The following is a 17,986-nucleotide window of genomic DNA, read 5'->3' on the forward strand; positions in this document are numbered from 1 at the left end:
CGCATCACGCCGCACCCTATTGCTTGGACAGCTGCACCGCGAGGATCCCGCCCGCGATAATCGCAACGCCGATGATGTCGAGCATGCCGATTGTCTCGCCCAGCAAGGCAGCGGCAATGGCGACCCCCAGAAACGGATTGAGAAAGTGAAAGGTCGAGGCTTTTACCGCGCCGATCCGTCCCACCAGCAAGAACCACACCAATGTCGCGGCCAGACCGGGCACCAATGTTGTATAAACGAACGCAGCAACCAGTTGCCAGTTCCATGTAAAGTCCCAAACTTCGATGGTTAGCGCAGGCACCCAAAGCAGAGCGCTGCCTACCAGCATTTGTAGCCCGACAATCATCAGCACATTGCCGCCTGATGACGCGCCGAGTACCGCCAAGGTGGCAATGGTCAGGGAAACGACACCGATGATGCAGAGTAAGAGCCCGAAAACATCAGCACCGCCTTGCAACCGCGCGCCCATGATCAACACAACGCCGATCACACCCGCCACAAGGCCTGCAATGCCCAAAGGGCGAACCTTTGTGCCAAAGACAAGCCAGCCCGCGAGTGCCACCAACAAGGGCATGGTGGATGCGATGATTGCTGCCAGAGACGCCGGGATCGTTTGCATGGCAACAAAGTTGAGACCCAGATAGAGCGCGTTTTGACAGACGCCAAAGATCACCACGCCAAGCCATTGCTTACGGCTTAGTCGCGCTGACTGACCCAACGCCCAAGCGATCACGACGCCGATCAGGCCTGAAATCAGGAACCGGAGCGCCAATGCGCTGAGTGGTGGGGCGTATTCGACAATCACGCGTGCCGACGTAAAGGCCGACGACCACATCAATGCGAAGGCAAGCCCCATCGCTACTGCTTTGATATCCATGCCGCTTCCCTTCACACCAGCGACTACTCAATTGAGGTGGGTAAGTGCAACCGGTGGATTGAACCACAGAATTCAGTAGGCGAATGGGGAGTTCAACTTTAAGGTGCGCGCAACATAAGGGCATACCCAATGCGACCAAAATTTGGAACGAGTGGACTGCGTGGTTTGGTATCCGCCCTGACGCCTGCGTTGGTGGAAGATTATGTTGCTGCGTTTCTGGCGGCCTGTCCCGTGGGGCAAGGCGTTTTGATCGGCCATGATCTGCGCAGCTCGTCCGCGCCTATTGCCAGAATTGTGCAAGATGCCGTCGTTGGATGTGGGGTCGAGGCCGTTTGGTGTGGGGCTGTTCCGGTCCCAGCCTTGGCACTTGCTGCATCAGAGGGTGGATCAGGCGCTATCATGATCACGGGCAGTCATATTCCCGCAGATCGTAACGGTTTGAAATTCTATTCAATAGATGGCGAAATCACCAAGGCGGATGAGGTCAATATCAACGCTTCACTGGGGCTTGCGGCACCAGTAACCCAGCAGGGCCGTATGTTTGAGCGCCATGATGTTGGCGAAAACTATGCTAACCGTATGCAGCGCGCATTTGCGGATACGCTACAAGGCCAAAGGATTGGCCTTTATCAGCATAGTGCAGTGGGGCGTGATTTGATGGTGTCGCTTCTGTCGGATTTGGGCGCCGATGTTGTTCGTCTTGGGCGGTCCGATGTGTTCATTCCGATTGATACCGAAGCCTTGTCGCCCACTTTGCGCCAACAACTGGCTGATTGGGCAGTGACCCACCGTTGTGATGCGATCGTATCGACTGACGCTGATGGTGATCGCCCCCTTCTGACGGATGAAAACGGTGCGGTTGTTCCGGGTGATATTCTTGGGCAAATCACTGCGACCTATTTGGCGGCTGAAACTGTCGTCACGCCAGTTTCATCCAATACAGGGGTCGAAGCGTCCGGGAGCTTTGCCCATGTGATACGCACCAAGATCGGATCACCGTTCGTTATCGCAGCGATGGCACAAAACAACGCCGCCGGATACGAAGCCAATGGCGGGTTTCTTTTGGGCTACACGGCAACAGGACCATCGGCCAACATCAGTCCTTTGATGACACGCGACGCATTGCTGCCGATCCTGACCGTCCTGCATGTTGCACGCAGCACTGGTGTTGCGCGCTGCGTCGCGGAACAGCCGGCCCGTTTCACGGCAACGGATCGGTTGGAAGGTGTGGACCCTGATGAGGCAAAGGACTTTGTACATCAGATCACAACGGACGTTGAGGCGCGGCTGTCATTCTTCATGGGTTTTTCTGACGTTCCCATCTCGATGGATAGGACAGATGGCGTCCGGCTGACCATGCAGTCGGGTCGCATTTTGCATCTGCGCCCATCCGGTAATGCACCAGAGTTTCGGCTTTACGTAGAAGCAGAAAGCCATGCTCTTGCGCAGGATATGCTTGCCAATGGGTTGAACGCATTGCGCACGGTATTCAACAGCGCGCATTGATAGACACGTAAGAATGAGCCACCACAAGGGTGGTGCGACCAACGGGCCGGACGAAACGTTGGGTCATTGACATCTGGAATGGAACGCAAGCCCTTCACAAAGTGCTCAGACCAGCTAAGCTTCTCCAAACGCTTTTGGGAGGAAGTCAGTGCAAGATCAGACACGTCCGTGGACGGCCTTTTATGGCCCGTCGGTCCGCAAGACCATTGATGCGTCTCAGTATCGTACAATAGGTGATTTCATTAGCGCGACTGCGGATACTTTTGGCGCGCTGCCCGCATTTACGACCTGCTTGCCCAACGGGATGAATGGCACGCTGACCTACGCGCAGGCCGATGAGATGTCGAATGCGCTGGCGGTTTATCTGCGGGAAACTGCAGGCCTGAACACTGGTGATCGCGTTGCCATTCAGGTGCCAAATTGCCTGGCTTACCCCATCGCAGCAATGGCGATTTTCAAAGCTGGCTGTGTGTTGGTCAACGTCAATCCGCTTTATACGCCCGAAGAAATGGCAAAGCAGTTTGCTGATGCAGAGCCCGCAGCCATCGTCGTGGTCGACATGTTTGCCGACAAGCTGGTCGAAGCGATGCAGGGGCACCCGATCCCCAATGTGATTGTGACCCGCGTGGCCGAATATCTGCCCGCGATGCCACGGGGTATTGTTGGTCTGGTTCAGAAATACTGGGACAAGACAATTCAGCCGATCACGATCCCGCATATTCGTCTGCCTGACGCCGTCAAAGCAGGTCGCGCCAAACAGGCCGAAATGCACAACGCCCTTGAAGAGTACCGCAGCACAATTGAGCCGGATGACGTTGCTTGCCTGCAGTATACAGGCGGGACGACGGGTGTGTCGAAGGGTGCGATGCTGACCCACACGAATATTCTGATGAATATGGAACAAACAATGGAGCTGATCGAGCAGTTCGAGAAGGGTAAGGAAGTCGCCCTGACGGCTCTGCCGCTCTATCATGTGTTTGCGTTCACTGTGAATTTCCTTGGCCTGTATTCGCAAGGAGCCCACAATATTCTGATTCCCAACCCGCGCCCGTTGAGTAACCTCAAGCGCGCATTCGAGAACTACAAGATCACTTGGCTGAGCGGCGTGAATACGCTTTTCAATGGGTTGAACGGCGAAATCTGGTTTCAGGACACACCGCCCAAGCACCTTAAATTCGCATCCTCGGGTGGGATGGCAACGCAAGGTGTTGTTGCTGAACGCTGGGAAGAGTTGACCGGAAAACCGTTGCTTGAAGGGTATGGACTGACCGAGTCGTCACCTATTCTGACCTTCAACCCCTATGGTAAAAGCCGTTTAAATTCGATTGGGGTGCCACTGCCCTCGACGGATCTGAAATGTGTCGATGAAGATGGCGTGGACGTGCCACAGGGCGAGCCGGGTGAACTGATCGCTAAGGGTCCGCAGGTCATGAAGGGTTATTGGAACAAGCCCGAGGAAACCGCAAAGACCTTGCAAAACGGTTGGCTGCTGACGGGTGATATTGGTGTTATGGAGGCCGATGGGTATTTTCGGATCGTTGACCGGAAAAAGGATATGATCCTTGTCTCTGGTTTCAACGTCTACCCAAATGAGATCGAAGACACGATCGCGGCCCACCCGGGCGTTGAAGAGGTTGCTGTTATCGGTGTGCCAGATGGCGCATCCGGTGAGGCAGTGAAAGCATTTATCGTCAAGCGCGATGAAACGCTCGATAAGGACGCTGTGCGCGCCTACTGCAAGGAACATCTGACGGCCTATAAGGTACCCAAAGCGGTTGAATTCCGCGACGAGTTGCCAAAATCGAACGTCGGGAAAATCCTGCGCAAAGACCTGCGCGCCGAAGAACAAGCCAAAGTGGAGAACGCATAATGGTTGGACCACTTGAACAGGCCATTCTGGCGCTGATGATTTTCGTGATTATGCTGGGCATGGGCGCGTCCCTGACCCCGCGTGATTTCACACTTGCCCTGAAACGGCCGTATGGCTTGATGATCGGGGTTGTTTCGCAATATGGGTTTATGCCGCTGATCGGCTTTCTCTTGGCCACGACCTTGCCGGTTTCGGATACCATCAAGATCGGTATTCTGATCATGGCCTGTATGCCGGGGGGTACGACGTCCAACATCTTTACCTATTTCTCCAAGGGGAATTTGGCGCTCTCTGTGCTGATGACAGTGACCTCTACGGTGTTTGGCGTGATCCTGATCCCGCTTGTGCTGGTGCTTTATGCCGGTGCGCTTGATCTGGATATCCCGCGCGAAAACATCATTGCGACCCTTGTTTTGCTGCTTGTTCCCGTCGCTATCGGCATGGTCTTGCGCAAGCTGAATGCCAATGTGGGGGCGGTGACCGAATTCATGGGGTCGATGCTGGCGATTTTCTTTATCCTGTTCCTGATCGTGTCCTGGATCCCCCGGAACTGGGAATTTTTGCTGACGACGACTTGGGCGACCTACGTGGGCTCTATTGTGTTGGGGCTTTTTGGCTTTGCGCTGGGCTACGGATTTTCGATCCTGCTGCGCTTGCATCCGCGGAATGCAAGAACCGTAGCGCTTGAAACAGGTATCCAGAACGGCCCGCTGGCCATTGCCATTATCGCATTTACTTTCGCGGGGACGGAGGCGCAGGCGGTCATGGCCGTACCGGTCCTCTATTCCCTGTTCATTGTCATTACCTCAACCATGCTGACGCTCTGGTTTCGCAGGGTGAATACGGCAAACGAACAACCGCTGCCCAATGGTCTGCTCTAGCGACAGTTTCTTGCAAGCCTCTGCAACTCCGACGATAAGGAGGCGATACGCAGGCGGTGCAAGAAAGTGAGACGCAAATGAAAATTGCAATGATTGGGACCGGATACGTCGGTCTTGTATCGGGGGTGTGTTTTTCTGACTTCGGGCACGAGGTCATCTGCGTTGACAAAAATCAGGACAAGCTTGCGACACTGCGCGCCGGCGAAACTCCGATATTTGAACCGGGGCTGGACACGTTGATGGCGCGTAACATTGCGGCCAACCGTCTGTCCTTTACCGATGACCTTCAGGCCGCCACCCGAGATGCTGAAGCGGTGTTTATTGCTGTAGGCACACCCAGCCGTCGGGGCGACGGCCACGCAGACCTTAGCTTTGTTTTTGGTGCGGTCAAAGAAGTGGCAGAGGTGCTGACCCGCCCGACTGTGATTGTGATCAAATCGACCGTTCCGGTTGGCACGAACCAGAAGGTTGCGGACCTACTGAAAGAAACGCGGCCTGATTTGGCGTGTGACGTTGTTTCGAACCCTGAATTCCTGCGTGAAGGGGCGGCGATTGATGACTTTATGCATCCCGACCGTGTGGTCGTCGGCGTCCAATCAGAGCGGGGTGATGAGGTGATGCAGGAGGTCTATCGCCCGCTGTCCTTGCGCGATTACCCGGTGCTGACGACCGATCTTGAGACCGCCGAAATGATCAAATATGCGGCGAACGCCTTTCTGGCGACCAAGGTGACGTTTATCAATGAAATCGCGATGTTGTGCGAACGGACCGGCGCTGACGTGAAAGACGTAGCCAATGGTATGGGCTTCGACAGCAGGATTGGCCCCAAATTCTTACAAGCGGGTCCGGGATACGGCGGCTCATGCTTTCCAAAAGACACCAAGGCACTGGCACGCATCGGGCAGGACCATGCCGTTCCTTTGCAGATCGTCGAAACGGTCATCAAGGTAAATGAAGAAGTCAAACGTCTGATGATCGACAAGATTGTCGATCTCTGTGATGAAAAATTGAGAGACAAGACAATTGTGGTGCTGGGGCTGACCTTCAAACCTGACACGGACGACATGCGTGATGCGCCCGCGCTCACGGTTGTGCCTGCGCTTGTTGGCATGGGCGCCAATGTTCGTGTCGTCGACCCTCAAGCATTCCGCGAGGCTGATGCTTTGTTGCCAAACGTCACGTGGTTTGATGATGCCTATGAGGCAGTGGCAGGTGCAGACGCTGTCGTTTTGCTTACAGAGTGGAACGAATTCCGCGCATTGGATCTACGCGATATGGCAGGCCGCATGGCATCGCCACGCATGGCAGATTTGCGCAACATGTACTCGTGCGATTATGCATTGGACGCGGGTTTTGAAGCCTATACCGGCATGGGCCGCAAATCGTCTGTGCCATACGAAAACGCGCGCTGAAAAAGTGCTGGCGACCCCGGCAGGATTCGAACCTGCAACCTGCCCCTTAGGAGGGGGCTGCTCTATCCAGTTGAGCCACGGGGCCATTTCGCGCAATGGAATGCCTGCGTTTGTGTGTGTGGTCAACGGCCAAGCTGATCTGGCTTTTGTGACCAACCCTCGTTAACAATGAGGAAACGACTGACAGGACTGCTCTTTTGACAAATCAAACCAAGCGCCCTTTGACCCTGCGCGATGTTTCAGAGGCATCCGGTGTCAGCGAAATGACCGTGAGCCGGGTCTTGCGCAATAAGGGTGACGTCAGCGCGGCGACCCGGACAAAGGTACAGGATGCGGCCAAACGCCTGGGTTACGTCCCGAACAAGATTGCTGGTGCGCTTGCCTCTCAACGGGTCAATCTTGTGGCCGTTATCATTCCTTCGTTGGGCAATATGGTCTTTCCAGAGGTGCTCTCGGGTATTTCAGAGGTTTTAGAGGATACAGATCTTCAGCCTGTTGTTGGCGTGACCGATTATTTGCCCGAAAAGGAAGAAAAGGTACTGTTTGAAATGCTCTCGTGGCGGCCTTCCGGCGTTATCATCGCCGGGTTGGAGCATTCGGAAGCGTCGCAAGCAATGCTACAGCAGGCTGGCATCCCCGTGGTAGAGATCATGGATACAGATGGCGAGCCTATCGACTATTGCGTGGGCATCTCGCATAGGCGTGCCGGGCGTAAGATGGCAGAGGAAATCATCGCGGCTGGCTATAAGCGGATCGGCTTTATGGGCACGAAGATGCCGTTGGATCACCGCGCCCGTAAGCGGTTCGAGGGCTTTACTCGAACGCTGGCCAAGGCTGGCATAGAGATTGCCGATCAGGAATTCTATTCAGGCGGCTCTGCGCTTGCCAAGGGCCGTGAGATGACGGCAAAGATGATAGAGCGGACGCCTGATTTGGACTTTCTCTATTACTCCAATGACATGATTGGTGCCGGCGGATTGCTCTATCTGCTTGAAACTGGAATCGATGTGCCCGGCAAAATAGGGTTGGCAGCGTTCAACGGCGTAGAGTTGCTGGATGGGTTGCCACGGCAACTTGCCACCATGGATGCGCGTCGACGGGACATTGGCGTGCGGGCCGCGCAGATCGTTGCGGCTTTGAATAGTGGCGGCACGGCGGTAGATGGCCCTGTCGTCACGTTGGATCCCACGCTGTCTGCCGGTGATACGCTGCGCCGTTAAGTGGATGCCTCAAAAGAAAAGAGGTGGCGGATTTGATCCCGCCACCTCTTTTTCACTCGAATCCTGTTGATCAGAGACCCAGCTTCGAGTTCCTATCGTAAGAAACAACTACATTGTTCATTCTTGACTCGATGCCTAAAAAGGCAAAGTAGACCCGCTGGCGCGCAGCCGTGTCCAATGTGTCCCCAGCCAGTGCGTTGTCAATCAGGGGTTGCATTGCGTCCCATTCTTCTTGAACAAAAGCAAGGCCATCGGCGATTTTGTCGGTCGGTGGTGGGCGCACGCCGACACTGGGCAGACCGTTGCGCAAAGCAGCCAGCGTGTCACTGAACAGCGCACGAGTTTGTGCTAAATCGACCTTGGCTTCTTCGGCACCAACACCTGATGCAATCAAGCAGATGTCTTTTGACATGCGTGCCGCAAGCATGCGTTGACGTCCGGCAAAGTCGATCAACAGAGCGTCCGCATGCAGCAGCGCAACGGGGTCGGCATATTGGCCGGTGATTTCGGAGACCAGAATATTGGCCGTATCAAGCAACGGATCGCTTTGCGCAGCCAGATCACCGATAGTGGTTGTGTCGTTCGAACCAACTTCTGTCGCAACTGCCTGATCCAGCAACGGGCCCCAGGCTTCGTTTAAGCGGTTGATGACGAACAATGTGCGCGGGCGTGTTTCCTCGCCCAAGATACCAAAGCTGCGATTTCCCATCAGCAATGCGTCGCTGATCCGCGAGAACTGATCAGATGAGATCTGCAGAACGGCTTGGCTTTCACGGACAGAGATACCGGAGCTTACGTTGCATGCAGATGCGATGATGCGTTGGCTGAGTGTACCAAGCTGACCGGCGACGTTGATGCGTTCGCTGGCTCCGACGTCCGATGCGATGCTTTGGGCATGCGCGCCAGTTGTCATCGCCAGTGAGAGTGCAGTGAGTGAGGCAATTCTGCGAAGTGTCTTTGCTGCGGTTTGCCGCGAGCCAGACATCTTCTGAAAGAGTGTGGGCATATATGTCATAGTATTCCTCTGTCATGCTTGTCATCGCGTTGTCCGGCAAAACTTTTCAAACTTCGCAAATTGCGTACTTGAAAAGGTTTCGCCGGACGTCGCTTTGGCAAACATCAATGAATCGAGTAAGGTTCAGGTCAGGAGGGTGACTTGATCCAAACCTCGACACGACGGTTGATCCGGCGGCCTTCATCGCTGGTGTTGCAGCCTGACGGTGCAATTTCACCAAAACCGACGGATGAAATCGTAATATCGTCGAGACGGCCAGCTGCTGTTGTGCGCAGTTCTTCGGCAACTTGCGCTGCACGTTGCTGTGACAAACCAAGGTTGCCGTCGAACTGTCCTACGTCATCAGTAAAGCCAACCATCAGTACTTCGGTGCCAGCCGGCTGTGTCGCCAGGTAGGTGATCAAACGATCTTTGTCGATCCGACCACGCTCATCCAGCTGCGCCGAACCGGTGCGGAAACGGAAGGTTGTTGACAGACGATCAAAGTCAACCATCTGGCCAAGCATTTCGCGCATGAAGCCGGCCTCGTAGGCGTCAACATTTGGATCCAAGAGAGAAAGTGCGCGACCGCTTTCCAGCGATTGTTCACGACGATCAACAGCAAAGCCAATAAAGCCTGCTTTGCCGATCAGGCTATCCGCTTGGTCAGATGTTGCATACTCAAGAAACTGTCGGGACTTGTCGCTGGTCGTGTCTTCACGTGTGTAAAGATACAGACGGCGTTGAAGTGCATACTCTTCCGTGCGTGCTGAGAACGCATCCGGGGCCATTGCGATCCCGCATTCGTTGATCAGGCTTAGTGCGTTCGCACCACGTTGGAAGGCATAACCTACATACGCAACCGCACCTTCCTCAGCATTAACGATCTGGGATGCTTCACTGTTTGTTGCGGCAATCACTTTTCCAGGTGCGTCCAAGGCTTCGATATCACCAAAGATGCGATCTTCAAAAACACCTCGTGTACCAGAGTCTGGCTGGCGACCAACCACCGTAATCGCAAGGTCCGGACCACCAACTGCTGACCAGTTTGTGATCTCACCAGTATAGATCTGGCGAACCTGTTCTGTTGTTAGCGTTTCAATTGGATTTGCTGGGTTAGTCACCAACACAAGGCTATCGACCGCAATAATATGTTCTTGCGTCGGGCTAACCATGTTGCCGGCCCCATCGCCGCGCAAGGCGCGTGCTTCATCTGGGCGAATGCGGCGCGATGACATGCTGATTTCAGTTGCGCGATTAAGTAGCTGCGAGAAACCGTCACCGGACGTTGTAGAGTTAACAAGGATGCTTGCCAATTCGTCGCCAAAGCCCTGATCACCGATCAAATCCGCGACAATGTCTTCGTCGTTACCGGTGTTAACCAATTCGGCTGCCGCATCAATCGAGCCAGCGTAGCCTTCCAGCAGCAGTGGCATAAGACCGAGACCAACAGTGTCGGACCCCGCAATTTTGATGTCGACTTCGCCACCACCAAGATCAGGACATGCAGCACCTTCGCAGTTCACACGGCTTGCAGAAACCCGCAATTCGCCCAACGCAGTGCTGATGATGTACGCGTTGTCGCGAAAATCAACAAAGTCACCAGTCATATTCACCGTGCCATCGCTTGAGGTCAGAGTAACCTCTTGCGCGAATGCAGTGCTGGCGAGCGATAAGCTCCCAACCAACGTAAGCATGCCCAATGCAGTGCTATTCCACTTCTTCATCATCTATTTACTCCTGCAAGGTCGGTGCGCGCATTACTTACAATTGCGTCTACAGGGACCCATTTAACTATTACCGTACGATGCATATGGTTATGGAAATGTGCGCAAAGTTAGGCAAATTTTTTCCAAACTAAGGGCAAACGTACAAAACCTTAGCAGATAGTTAACAAAAGATGCGGATATCAACTTAAGGTAGAATCTTTTTTCTGCAAATGAGACTGATCGGTGAAATTTTAAAGCGATATCAGCTAGATCATGCGGATAACGTCTTTGTCGATCGCCAAGACATAGCCTTTTCGAGCGATATTCTTAACCAAAAGTTCACTCATCATCTGATTCCCAAGCGTGTCGCGTAACCTCTTGATTCGAGTGGCACCCGCTGCTTCGTCGCAGTCCGCTGCGTTTCGGCCTGAAATCACGCCTTCGATCTCGGCACCGGTCATGACCTCATCATCCATCCGGGCCTCGGCAAGAACAGACAGTGTTTCAATCGCGGCATCGGTCAACTTGAATTCAAAATCATTGAGGTAAACGGCCTTTTGGTCACGGCTGATCGTCAGTGAATTTACTTCGATGCCCTGCCGTTCAATCCGACCCATCCGGCGGTTCAGGGCGATCAGCATGACAAGGAAAGCCACCGCTGCAACCAACAGTGCGGTCGCAAAAATCAGCAAAACGAAGATAACGAACCGATAAGATGCCAGCGTGTCCGAGAATGCTGTGCCAGACCCGGCAAGGATCTCAAGCAATTTGATTTCGGCATTGCCGGTCAGATTGTCGTTCTCAACAAAAAGCCTTTCAACCCGCATGTTGAATGCGTTGGCGTCGGGCAGGTTGATAAACAGCAGCACAGCCGCAATCGCCAAGATCAAGACTATCGCTGCAATCCCTGCGACGACGATCTTGTTACCGATTTCGCGTGCTTCAGTAGCGGAGGAAGAACTCACCTGCGCTGTCCTTTCTTTCATCAAGGCCTGCGTCATCAAAGACGCCCAGCACATTCAATAGCTGCCACCCGTCACTTGCCAAGCGGTCACGCAATTGCCCTTCTGCTGATCCGACCGAGCAATCGCCCCGCACCTCTACAACCCCGTAATGGAGCCGCAAAGGGTTGTCTTGCTTAGCCTTATAGTCAGCATAACAAGCCGCTTGGGCGACGGTTGCACTCAACATCAGAGCCATGAATGAGAAAGAAAGCTGTTTCATGTCGCCAACCTGATCCAAAGCTGCCCTGATATTCAATAACGTCTCATGTTATCGCGATGGCAATCGCATAACCATCCCCCGTTATTGTTTGGCAAGCTAGGTTCGCCCCAATTTCGGTTCATCGCCACCGCAACGGCATACGAACCGAAAGGACGACCAAATGTTTAGACGATTGATCGCAGGGGTTACTGCTTTGTCATTCACCTTGGCCACCACAGCACCCTTGCAGGCGCAGGGAGTGAACCGCGAAGATATGAGCAAGTTGCTCATCGGACTGGCCGCCATTGCCGTGATTGGTGCGGCAATTGACGAAAACCGGGATCGTGACCGCAGCACGCCAGCACATGACCGGCATGACAGAACTTGGACCAACCGCACCAATAATTGGTCCACGCTTAATCGCCAACACCAAAGCAATCAGGACCGACGTCGTGCGCTGCCGCATACGTGTTTGCGCACAGTTGAAACCCGCTTTGGTCACCAGCGTCTGTTTGGCCAGCGTTGCCTTGAACGCAACTACCGTCATCTGCGCCGCTTACCTGCGCGTTGTGCCGTTCGCGTCTACACCAACGACGGCCCGCGTCGAGGCTTTGACCCGCATTGCCTGCACGAACAAGGTTTCCGTTCAGATCGGCGTCACTAAGACGCTGTACCAAAGCGCGGTTCCATGCCCCGGTTACCGCGCCACCTTGGGTGTCTGGTCTGTCAATGAGCGCGCAGAGTAGTGCGTAAAGGACCAGGCACCCGTCATGGGGCAGAGAGGTTGGACATGGCTCTCTGCCCCTTTTTCCTTGAAGTCATCGTTGGCATCTGGTGACTACCCACATGACCAAACCTGATTTCAGTTTTGAGAAAACCGCACAGGACCGTGGTTTGATGTGCGTTGCAGGCGTTGATGAGGTTGGGCGCGGGCCTTTGGCGGGCCCTGTTGTCGCGGCCGCTGTGATCCTTGATCCAAAAAACATCCCCGACGGTTTGAACGACAGCAAGAAACTGACCGCCAGGCGGCGTGATGCGCTTTATGATGAGTTGCGCATTGCGGCAGATGTATCCATCGCAGAGGCGACTGTCGCAGAAATCGACGAATACAACATTTTACGCGCGTCCCATATCGCGATGGTGCGTGCGGTCGCTGGTTTGCAGCAAACCCCAGATCACGCCTTGATTGATGGCAACGTGATCCCTCGTGATTTGGTCGTTTCGTCAGAGGCAATCATCAAAGGTGACGCGCGCAGTTTGAGCATCGCGGCGGCCTCCATCATGGCCAAGGTGTGGCGTGATCGCCACATGGTGACATTGGCGCAACAGCACCCCCACTACGGCTGGGAAAAGAACGCAGGATACCCGACAGCCCAACATAAATTGGGGTTAGAGCAACATGGGGTTACCGAACACCATAGGCGTTCGTTCAAACCGATACACAACATCTTGTATCAAGACGAAAACCTAACCCACTGAATCAATAATGCTTTTGACTTGGAATCACCTCTGACTCACATTGGGCTCAACCAAAGAGCGGGACACCCGCCGGGGCTTAGAGGCAAGTTATGAAGACCAAGACGAAAGCACAGGAGGCGCAAGCGCTTCCCCTGAACACGATTGTTGACGGCGACTGCATCGAAGTGATGAACAGTCTGCCTGCGGGTTCTGTCGACCTGATCTTTGCTGATCCCCCCTATAACCTGCAATTGAAGGGTGATCTGCATCGCCCCGACAATTCCAAGGTTGATGCCGTTGATGATGCTTGGGACCAATTCGATAGCTTTAAAGTCTATGACAAGTTCACCAAAGAATGGCTGGCCGCGGCCCGCCGCCTGCTGAAACCCAATGGCGCGATCTGGGTTATTGGCAGCTATCACAACGTATTCCGCATGGGTGCTGAGCTGCAGAACCAAGGGTTCTGGATCCTCAATGATGTGGTCTGGCGCAAATCGAACCCGATGCCGAATTTCCGGGGCAAGCGCCTGACCAACGCCCATGAAACACTGATCTGGGCCTCGAAAGAAGAGGCCAGCAAATACACCTTCAATTACGAAGCGCTGAAAGCCCTCAACGAGGGCGTGCAAATGCGGTCGGACTGGGTTCTGCCCATCTGCACCGGTCACGAGCGGCTGAAGAATGAAGCCGGAGACAAAGCCCACCCCACTCAAAAACCGCAGTCCCTGTTGCACCGCGTTCTGGTTGCCACCACGAACCCCGGCGATGTGGTCCTTGATCCCTTCTTCGGGACTGGCACGACGGGTGCTGTCGCCAAGATGCTGGGTCGCGATTTCATCGGAATTGAACGTGAAGAAGCTTACCGCAAGGTGGCCGAGAAACGCATCAGGAACACCCGCAAATTCGACAATGAGGCCTTGCAGGTCTCGACCTCCAAACGCGCAGAACCACGCGTCGCTTTTGGTGTACTGGTTGAACGCGGCATGCTGCGCCCCGGCGAAGAATTGTGGAGCATGAACGGACGTCACAAAGCAAAGGTCCGTGCCGATGGCACGTTGATCGGTGACGATATCAAAGGATCAATCCATCAGGTCGGGGCCCACCTTGAAGGTGCGCCAAGCTGTAACGGCTGGACCTATTGGCAGTTTAAACGCGACGGGCAAAAGGTGCCCATTGATCTGCTGCGTCAGCAGATCCGCTCAGAGATGGCGAAGCATTAAGTTTCACCAAAGTTGATACCGCCGGTGCCTGCGGCAAGCCTTTCCATGGTGGAGAGGTCCGTATGCACTAACTTTCCCCCGCCATCCCAAGTGATGGCGGGGTTTTTTCAGCTTTTAACGGCAGAGGCGATCATAGTTCTCTTGTATACGATCCATAAACTGGGCACCGCGATGAAGAAGCTGATCCAAAAGACTGCAAAGCTGATCTTGATAGTTTGCGAGACCTCTTGGAAGCCGATCTTGTAGAGTGCCATGATGTAGACATGCAGAACGAACATTTGGATCGAGTATTTGCCAACGTTCCGGATGATCGACAGGCTAAAATACCAATGGATCAGTCGGTGTAGAGGACGTAACCATCCATCTTCTCTGATCAGGATGATTGCGACACCTAATGCAACGAGAGTGATGTGGAAAAGGAACAGAGGATGCAGCCCCATGCGAGACGCGTTGCGTGTCAATGAGACAGAAAATTGCAGTGGATCAGGGTAGAAATCATTCTGTCGCAGCACCACTGATACAGCAATCAGACATAGTAGAACGGCTGCGGTCAAACGTGCATCTGAGTGGCGAATGGCTTGTTGTACTGCGAGAAGACGCTGCCCAACCAGAATTGAACATACAAACAGAAATTGCCATGCTGCGATGTCAAACGCCACAAACGCGCCGGAACTTCCCAAAAAGCCGTTGAGGTTTGTGACCTGCGATACGGTGTAGATGACCAGCGACGTTACAAACATCAACGCAGGCCTATTTAGTGCCTGAATGGCAGCGAAAGGCAGCAGGAGAATAAAGCAAGTGAAATAGATCGGCAGAATGTCCGAGAACCAGCCGCCAAGCTGCATGAATGTGACCCCAAGCAAGCTTTCGATGAGTGAGGCCCCGGATGCCAGTGAGAAAGCCAGAAACGGCAGAGCTGACAGGACATAGTAGCGGTATATCGTAGCAAGCCGATTAACCACGAATTTGCGGCGTGCAGCAGCGTCCTTATACACGTTTGACCACAAATACCCAACGAGGAGCCCTGCAATCAGGACAAAGAATTCCGCGTCATAGAGGCGAATAACCTTGTAGTGATGCACATGTCCTAACCAACCCAAACCCTGTTGAAAACTCAGATGTGCGACAAGCATACCGATGAGCAGATGCCCACGTAGCCCATCAAAAATATCAAGCCTCTGGCGCACCGGAGCATGAGTCGGCTGGGTCATTCTTAAACTCTTTCATCAATAAAACTATGGCCGCACAAATGCGGAAACGATACCAGTCTGTTAGAGGATAGTTGCCATCGGGCGCAACAAAATTGACCTATTGATGAAGATGATCCGCCTACGAATGCTACCGCGGCATCGGGTTAGTCGCCGACCTATATGGTCCCCAATCCTCGATCTCAGGATAGTACCGTGCCCGCCAGTCCTTCACCCGAGGATCCATCATCTTGCGCCACACCGTCGGGATCAGGGCCATCATTGTCATCAGCGGATAGCCATATGGCAGCTGCGGTGCCTCATCGTCCCCATAGGTCTGCAACAGTGGGAACCGGCGATTGGGTTTATAATGGTGGTCAGAGTGCCGCTGTAGATTGATCAGTAACCAGTTGGAGGCCTGTTGTGATGCGTTCCATGAATGGCGCGGCAGCACATGTTCATATTTGCCATCACCAAGATGTTTGCGGGTCAGCCCGTAGTGTTCGACATAGTCAACCAACTCGAGCTGGAAGATCGCCCAGAAAGCTTGGACGGTAAACAGGAATACGCCCCAGCCGCCACCAATCAGCCATGCCAGAAGAACGAACCCTGCTTGTAGCCCAAGATAAAGCCAGAATGGATTGGACTGATGAAACCAGGGCAGGCTCTTGCGCGCCAACATTCCTTTTTCGGCCTTAAAGGATGACACAAGCGACTGATATAAGACGCGTGGAAAGAACCGGTAAAAGCTTTCGCCATAGCGTGCGGTCACCGGGTCACGTGGGGTGCCGATGTAGCGATGATGGACCAGCAGATGCTCTGAGCGGAAATGCGAATAAAGCACCGAAGCGAGCAAGATGTCAGCAATCCAGCGTTCCAGCTTCGGCTTTTGATGCATAAGTTCATGGCTATAGGTGATCCCGATTGTCCCAGACAAAATGCCGAGGGCGGCAAACAAGGCCCATTCCTCCACCCAATGCAGGTGACCGCTTTGCAAGACGTAGGCCATGATGCCAAAAATTGTGATGATCTGTATCGGGGCCCAAAGCAGGGTGATCAGACGATACCAGATCAATTGGTCATCCGGTGTATCGAGATCAGGATTTTCGGTGTTTTTGCCGACGACATAGTCGAGACCCGTAAAGAGATACCATGTCGAGAGAGGCAGGAGCGCAATGGCCCAGCCGCCTTGAACCGCTGCGAAAATGGCCAGCGGAACCAAGACCAAGGACAGCCAGAAAGGGAGTGCCGTCGTCAAACGGGCGATCTTGGGCGTTCCGGGAATAGCTGTCATAACAGGCCTCGCGCTGACTTTTCGGTAGTCTAGGCGTCTGAACTCAAATTCTCAAATATCGCGTAACGTCACATGCGCGAGATCGAACGCCTTTCGCATCGCCGTCGGCAGCGCTGAAGGGCTGAAGTCGGCCGGTGTCAGGAACCGTCCCCGCTTTGGCGCGACGTCCAAGCCGGCACGCACTGTCATAATCTGCAGCCGCAGATGAAAATGCGTGAACGTATGACGCGCCTCTTCCTTCAGCGGGATCCAAGCGGCGTCAAAGGGCGGGGACGGGACCGGATCATCGCTCCAATCAGACCCCGGCCAACCTAACATCCCCCCAAGCAGGCCGTTTTCAGGGCGGGTTTCCAGCAGCCAGGCGCCATCAAGGCGGCGCGCAACGTAGACAATGCCCAGACGCGTTGGCGTCTTTTTCTTGGGCGTCTTTTTGGGCAGTTCGGCAGCAGTGCCCGCCACCCGTGCCGCACACGGGTCGCGCCACGGGCAAATTCCGCAGGCGGGGCTGCGCGGTGTGCAGATCGTGGCGCCAAGATCCATGACGGCTTGGGCGTAGTCACCCGGCCTTTCTTGTGGGGTGAGCGCTTGGGCTTTCTTGGTTAGTGCACCCTTTGATCCGGGCAGTGGTGCGTGGATATCGTAAAGCCGGGCCATGACCCGCTCAACATTGCCATCGACGACGGTTTCGGGGCGATCAAACGCTATGGCTGCGACGGCCGCAGCGGTGTAGGGTCCAATACCCGGTAGTTTAAGCAATGCGTCGTATGTGTTTGGAAAAACCCCATGATGCTCTGCCACAACGGCTCGTGCACATTTAAGAAGATTGCGGGCGCGGGCATAGTATCCAAGGCCTGCCCACGCCGCCATCACATCGGCATCAGCTGCTGCCGCAAGATCGTGGACGGTGGGCCAAATTTCTAGAAATTTAGTGTGATAGTCGCGCACCGCAGCGACTGTTGTTTGCTGTAGCATGACCTCTGACATCCAGACGGCGTAGGGATCGGGCAATACGCCTGCTGCCCGATCTGCAGGGGAAACCCGCCAAGGCATTTCGCGCGCATGCATGTCATACCATGCTAAAAGCTCTGAACTGAGGTCACGCAATGTTTATTACCCGTACCGATCTGTCGCGCAGACTTGGCGCGCCTTTCATCA

General features: G+C 54.3%; 17 protein-coding genes and 1 tRNA gene. 8 read left to right on the forward strand and 10 right to left on the reverse strand.

Annotation, left to right across the window (positions count from 1 at the left end; genetic code table 11):
* Window positions 1–16: 16 nt before the first annotated feature.
* The gene (locus ACZ1G5_RS09790) at window positions 17–877 is read right to left on the reverse strand and encodes a DMT family transporter (RefSeq protein WP_472732657.1); all 861 of its coding nucleotides are present in this window, start codon (window positions 875–877) and stop codon (window positions 17–19) included.
* Window positions 878–1,006: 129 nt separating this feature from the next.
* On the opposite strand from ACZ1G5_RS09790, the gene ACZ1G5_RS09795 reads away from it, so the two are divergent.
* The 4 genes from ACZ1G5_RS09795 to ACZ1G5_RS09810 all read left to right on the forward strand — a co-directional run bounded on the left by ACZ1G5_RS09795 (window position 1,007) and on the right by ACZ1G5_RS09810 (window position 6,546).
* The gene (locus ACZ1G5_RS09795; protein ID WP_472732658.1) at window positions 1,007–2,383 is read left to right on the forward strand and encodes a phosphomannomutase; all 1,377 of its coding nucleotides are present in this window, start codon (window positions 1,007–1,009) and stop codon (window positions 2,381–2,383) included.
* Window positions 2,384–2,531: 148 nt separating this feature from the next.
* Window positions 2,532–4,253: an AMP-binding protein gene (locus tag ACZ1G5_RS09800; protein ID WP_472732659.1), complete on the forward strand. Its 1,722-nt coding sequence runs from the start codon at window positions 2,532–2,534 to the stop codon at window positions 4,251–4,253.
* The gene (locus tag ACZ1G5_RS09805; RefSeq protein ID WP_472732660.1) at window positions 4,253–5,134 is read left to right on the forward strand and encodes a bile acid:sodium symporter family protein; all 882 of its coding nucleotides are present in this window, start codon (window positions 4,253–4,255) and stop codon (window positions 5,132–5,134) included. Before ACZ1G5_RS09800 ends, ACZ1G5_RS09805 begins: the two co-directional genes overlap by 1 nt.
* A 77-nt stretch (window positions 5,135–5,211) precedes the next feature.
* Window positions 5,212–6,546: a UDP-glucose dehydrogenase family protein gene (locus ACZ1G5_RS09810; protein WP_472732661.1), complete on the forward strand. Its 1,335-nt coding sequence runs from the start codon at window positions 5,212–5,214 to the stop codon at window positions 6,544–6,546.
* 8 nt (window positions 6,547–6,554) lie between these two features.
* On the opposite strand, the gene ACZ1G5_RS09815 is transcribed toward ACZ1G5_RS09810, so the two are convergent.
* A tRNA-Arg gene (locus tag ACZ1G5_RS09815) sits at window positions 6,555–6,631 on the reverse strand.
* Between the two features lie 112 nt (window positions 6,632–6,743).
* Between ACZ1G5_RS09815 and ACZ1G5_RS09820 the strand changes: the two genes are divergently transcribed.
* Window positions 6,744–7,766, forward strand: coding sequence for a LacI family DNA-binding transcriptional regulator (locus ACZ1G5_RS09820; protein WP_472732662.1), 1,023 nt, complete (start codon window positions 6,744–6,746; stop codon window positions 7,764–7,766).
* Window positions 7,767–7,836: 70 nt separating this feature from the next.
* On the opposite strand, the gene ACZ1G5_RS09825 is transcribed toward ACZ1G5_RS09820, so the two are convergent.
* From ACZ1G5_RS09825 to ACZ1G5_RS09845, 5 genes are all read right to left on the reverse strand, one after another.
* Window positions 7,837–8,781, reverse strand: coding sequence for a type IV pili methyl-accepting chemotaxis transducer N-terminal domain-containing protein (locus tag ACZ1G5_RS09825; protein ID WP_472732663.1), 945 nt, complete (start codon window positions 8,779–8,781; stop codon window positions 7,837–7,839).
* Between the two features lie 128 nt (window positions 8,782–8,909).
* Window positions 8,910–10,490 carry a substrate-binding domain-containing protein gene (locus ACZ1G5_RS09830; protein ID WP_472732664.1) on the reverse strand — a complete coding sequence of 527 codons (1,581 nt, stop codon included), beginning with the start codon at window positions 10,488–10,490 and terminating at the stop codon, window positions 8,910–8,912.
* 245 nt (window positions 10,491–10,735) lie between these two features.
* Window positions 10,736–11,434: a winged helix-turn-helix domain-containing protein gene (locus ACZ1G5_RS09835; RefSeq protein ID WP_472732665.1), complete on the reverse strand. Its 699-nt coding sequence runs from the start codon at window positions 11,432–11,434 to the stop codon at window positions 10,736–10,738.
* Window positions 11,412–11,693, reverse strand: coding sequence for a hypothetical protein (locus tag ACZ1G5_RS09840; protein ID WP_472732666.1), 282 nt, complete (start codon window positions 11,691–11,693; stop codon window positions 11,412–11,414). The genes ACZ1G5_RS09835 and ACZ1G5_RS09840 overlap by 23 nt, the downstream gene beginning before the upstream one ends.
* Before the next feature lie 196 nt (window positions 11,694–11,889).
* On the reverse strand, window positions 11,890–12,219 hold the full coding sequence (locus ACZ1G5_RS09845) for a hypothetical protein (RefSeq protein WP_472732667.1): 330 nt from the start codon (window positions 12,217–12,219) through the stop codon (window positions 11,890–11,892).
* Between ACZ1G5_RS09845 and ACZ1G5_RS09850 the strand changes: the two genes are divergently transcribed.
* From ACZ1G5_RS09850 to ACZ1G5_RS09860, 3 genes are all read left to right on the forward strand, one after another.
* Entirely contained in the window at window positions 12,200–12,418 is a 219-nt protein-coding gene (locus tag ACZ1G5_RS09850; RefSeq protein ID WP_472732668.1) for a hypothetical protein, read from the forward strand. The genes ACZ1G5_RS09845 and ACZ1G5_RS09850 overlap by 20 nt on opposite strands.
* Before the next feature lie 100 nt (window positions 12,419–12,518).
* Window positions 12,519–13,151 carry a ribonuclease HII gene (locus ACZ1G5_RS09855; RefSeq protein ID WP_472732669.1) on the forward strand — a complete coding sequence of 211 codons (633 nt, stop codon included), beginning with the start codon at window positions 12,519–12,521 and terminating at the stop codon, window positions 13,149–13,151.
* Window positions 13,152–13,240: 89 nt separating this feature from the next.
* Window positions 13,241–14,350, forward strand: coding sequence for a DNA methyltransferase (locus ACZ1G5_RS09860; protein WP_472732670.1), 1,110 nt, complete (start codon window positions 13,241–13,243; stop codon window positions 14,348–14,350).
* Window positions 14,351–14,457: 107 nt separating this feature from the next.
* Here ACZ1G5_RS09860 and opgC read toward each other — a convergent pair whose 3' ends face one another.
* From opgC to ACZ1G5_RS09875, 3 genes are all read right to left on the reverse strand, one after another.
* Window positions 14,458–15,561 (reverse strand): OpgC domain-containing protein, encoded by a 1,104-nt coding sequence (gene opgC, locus ACZ1G5_RS09865; RefSeq protein WP_472732671.1) that lies wholly within the window; start codon window positions 15,559–15,561, stop codon window positions 14,458–14,460.
* A 127-nt stretch (window positions 15,562–15,688) separates the two neighbouring features.
* Window positions 15,689–16,831 carry an alkane 1-monooxygenase gene (locus ACZ1G5_RS09870; protein WP_472732672.1) on the reverse strand — a complete coding sequence of 381 codons (1,143 nt, stop codon included), beginning with the start codon at window positions 16,829–16,831 and terminating at the stop codon, window positions 15,689–15,691.
* A gap of 51 nt (window positions 16,832–16,882) precedes the next feature.
* The gene (locus tag ACZ1G5_RS09875) at window positions 16,883–17,881 is read right to left on the reverse strand and encodes an A/G-specific adenine glycosylase (protein ID WP_472734313.1); all 999 of its coding nucleotides are present in this window, start codon (window positions 17,879–17,881) and stop codon (window positions 16,883–16,885) included.
* Between the last annotated feature and the right edge of the window lie 105 nt (window positions 17,882–17,986).

The sequence above is a fragment of the Yoonia sp. JB2-21 genome (assembly GCF_055693545.1).

What these genes read in the sequence shown, in the direction of transcription:
- ACZ1G5_RS09825 (WP_472732663.1), bottom strand. Translation starts at nt 8,781, where the DNA reads ATGACATATATGCCCACACTCTTTCAGAAGATGTCTGGCTCGCGGCAA.
- ACZ1G5_RS09855 (WP_472732669.1), top strand. Translation starts at nt 12,519, where the DNA reads ATGACCAAACCTGATTTCAGTTTTGAGAAAACCGCACAGGACCGTGGT.
- ACZ1G5_RS09860 (WP_472732670.1), top strand. Translation starts at nt 13,241, where the DNA reads ATGAAGACCAAGACGAAAGCACAGGAGGCGCAAGCGCTTCCCCTGAAC.
- opgC (WP_472732671.1), bottom strand. Translation starts at nt 15,561, where the DNA reads ATGACCCAGCCGACTCATGCTCCGGTGCGCCAGAGGCTTGATATTTTT.
- ACZ1G5_RS09810 (WP_472732661.1), top strand. Translation starts at nt 5,212, where the DNA reads ATGAAAATTGCAATGATTGGGACCGGATACGTCGGTCTTGTATCGGGG.
- ACZ1G5_RS09805 (WP_472732660.1), top strand. Translation starts at nt 4,253, where the DNA reads ATGGTTGGACCACTTGAACAGGCCATTCTGGCGCTGATGATTTTCGTG.
- ACZ1G5_RS09875 (WP_472734313.1), bottom strand. Translation starts at nt 17,881, where the DNA reads ATGCCTTGGCGGGTTTCCCCTGCAGATCGGGCAGCAGGCGTATTGCCC.
- ACZ1G5_RS09840 (WP_472732666.1), bottom strand. Translation starts at nt 11,693, where the DNA reads ATGAAACAGCTTTCTTTCTCATTCATGGCTCTGATGTTGAGTGCAACC.
- ACZ1G5_RS09845 (WP_472732667.1), bottom strand. Translation starts at nt 12,219, where the DNA reads ATGACGGTAGTTGCGTTCAAGGCAACGCTGGCCAAACAGACGCTGGTG.
- ACZ1G5_RS09790 (WP_472732657.1), bottom strand. Translation starts at nt 877, where the DNA reads ATGGATATCAAAGCAGTAGCGATGGGGCTTGCCTTCGCATTGATGTGG.
- ACZ1G5_RS09830 (WP_472732664.1), bottom strand. Translation starts at nt 10,490, where the DNA reads ATGATGAAGAAGTGGAATAGCACTGCATTGGGCATGCTTACGTTGGTT.
- ACZ1G5_RS09795 (WP_472732658.1), top strand. Translation starts at nt 1,007, where the DNA reads ATGCGACCAAAATTTGGAACGAGTGGACTGCGTGGTTTGGTATCCGCC.
- ACZ1G5_RS09870 (WP_472732672.1), bottom strand. Translation starts at nt 16,831, where the DNA reads ATGACAGCTATTCCCGGAACGCCCAAGATCGCCCGTTTGACGACGGCA.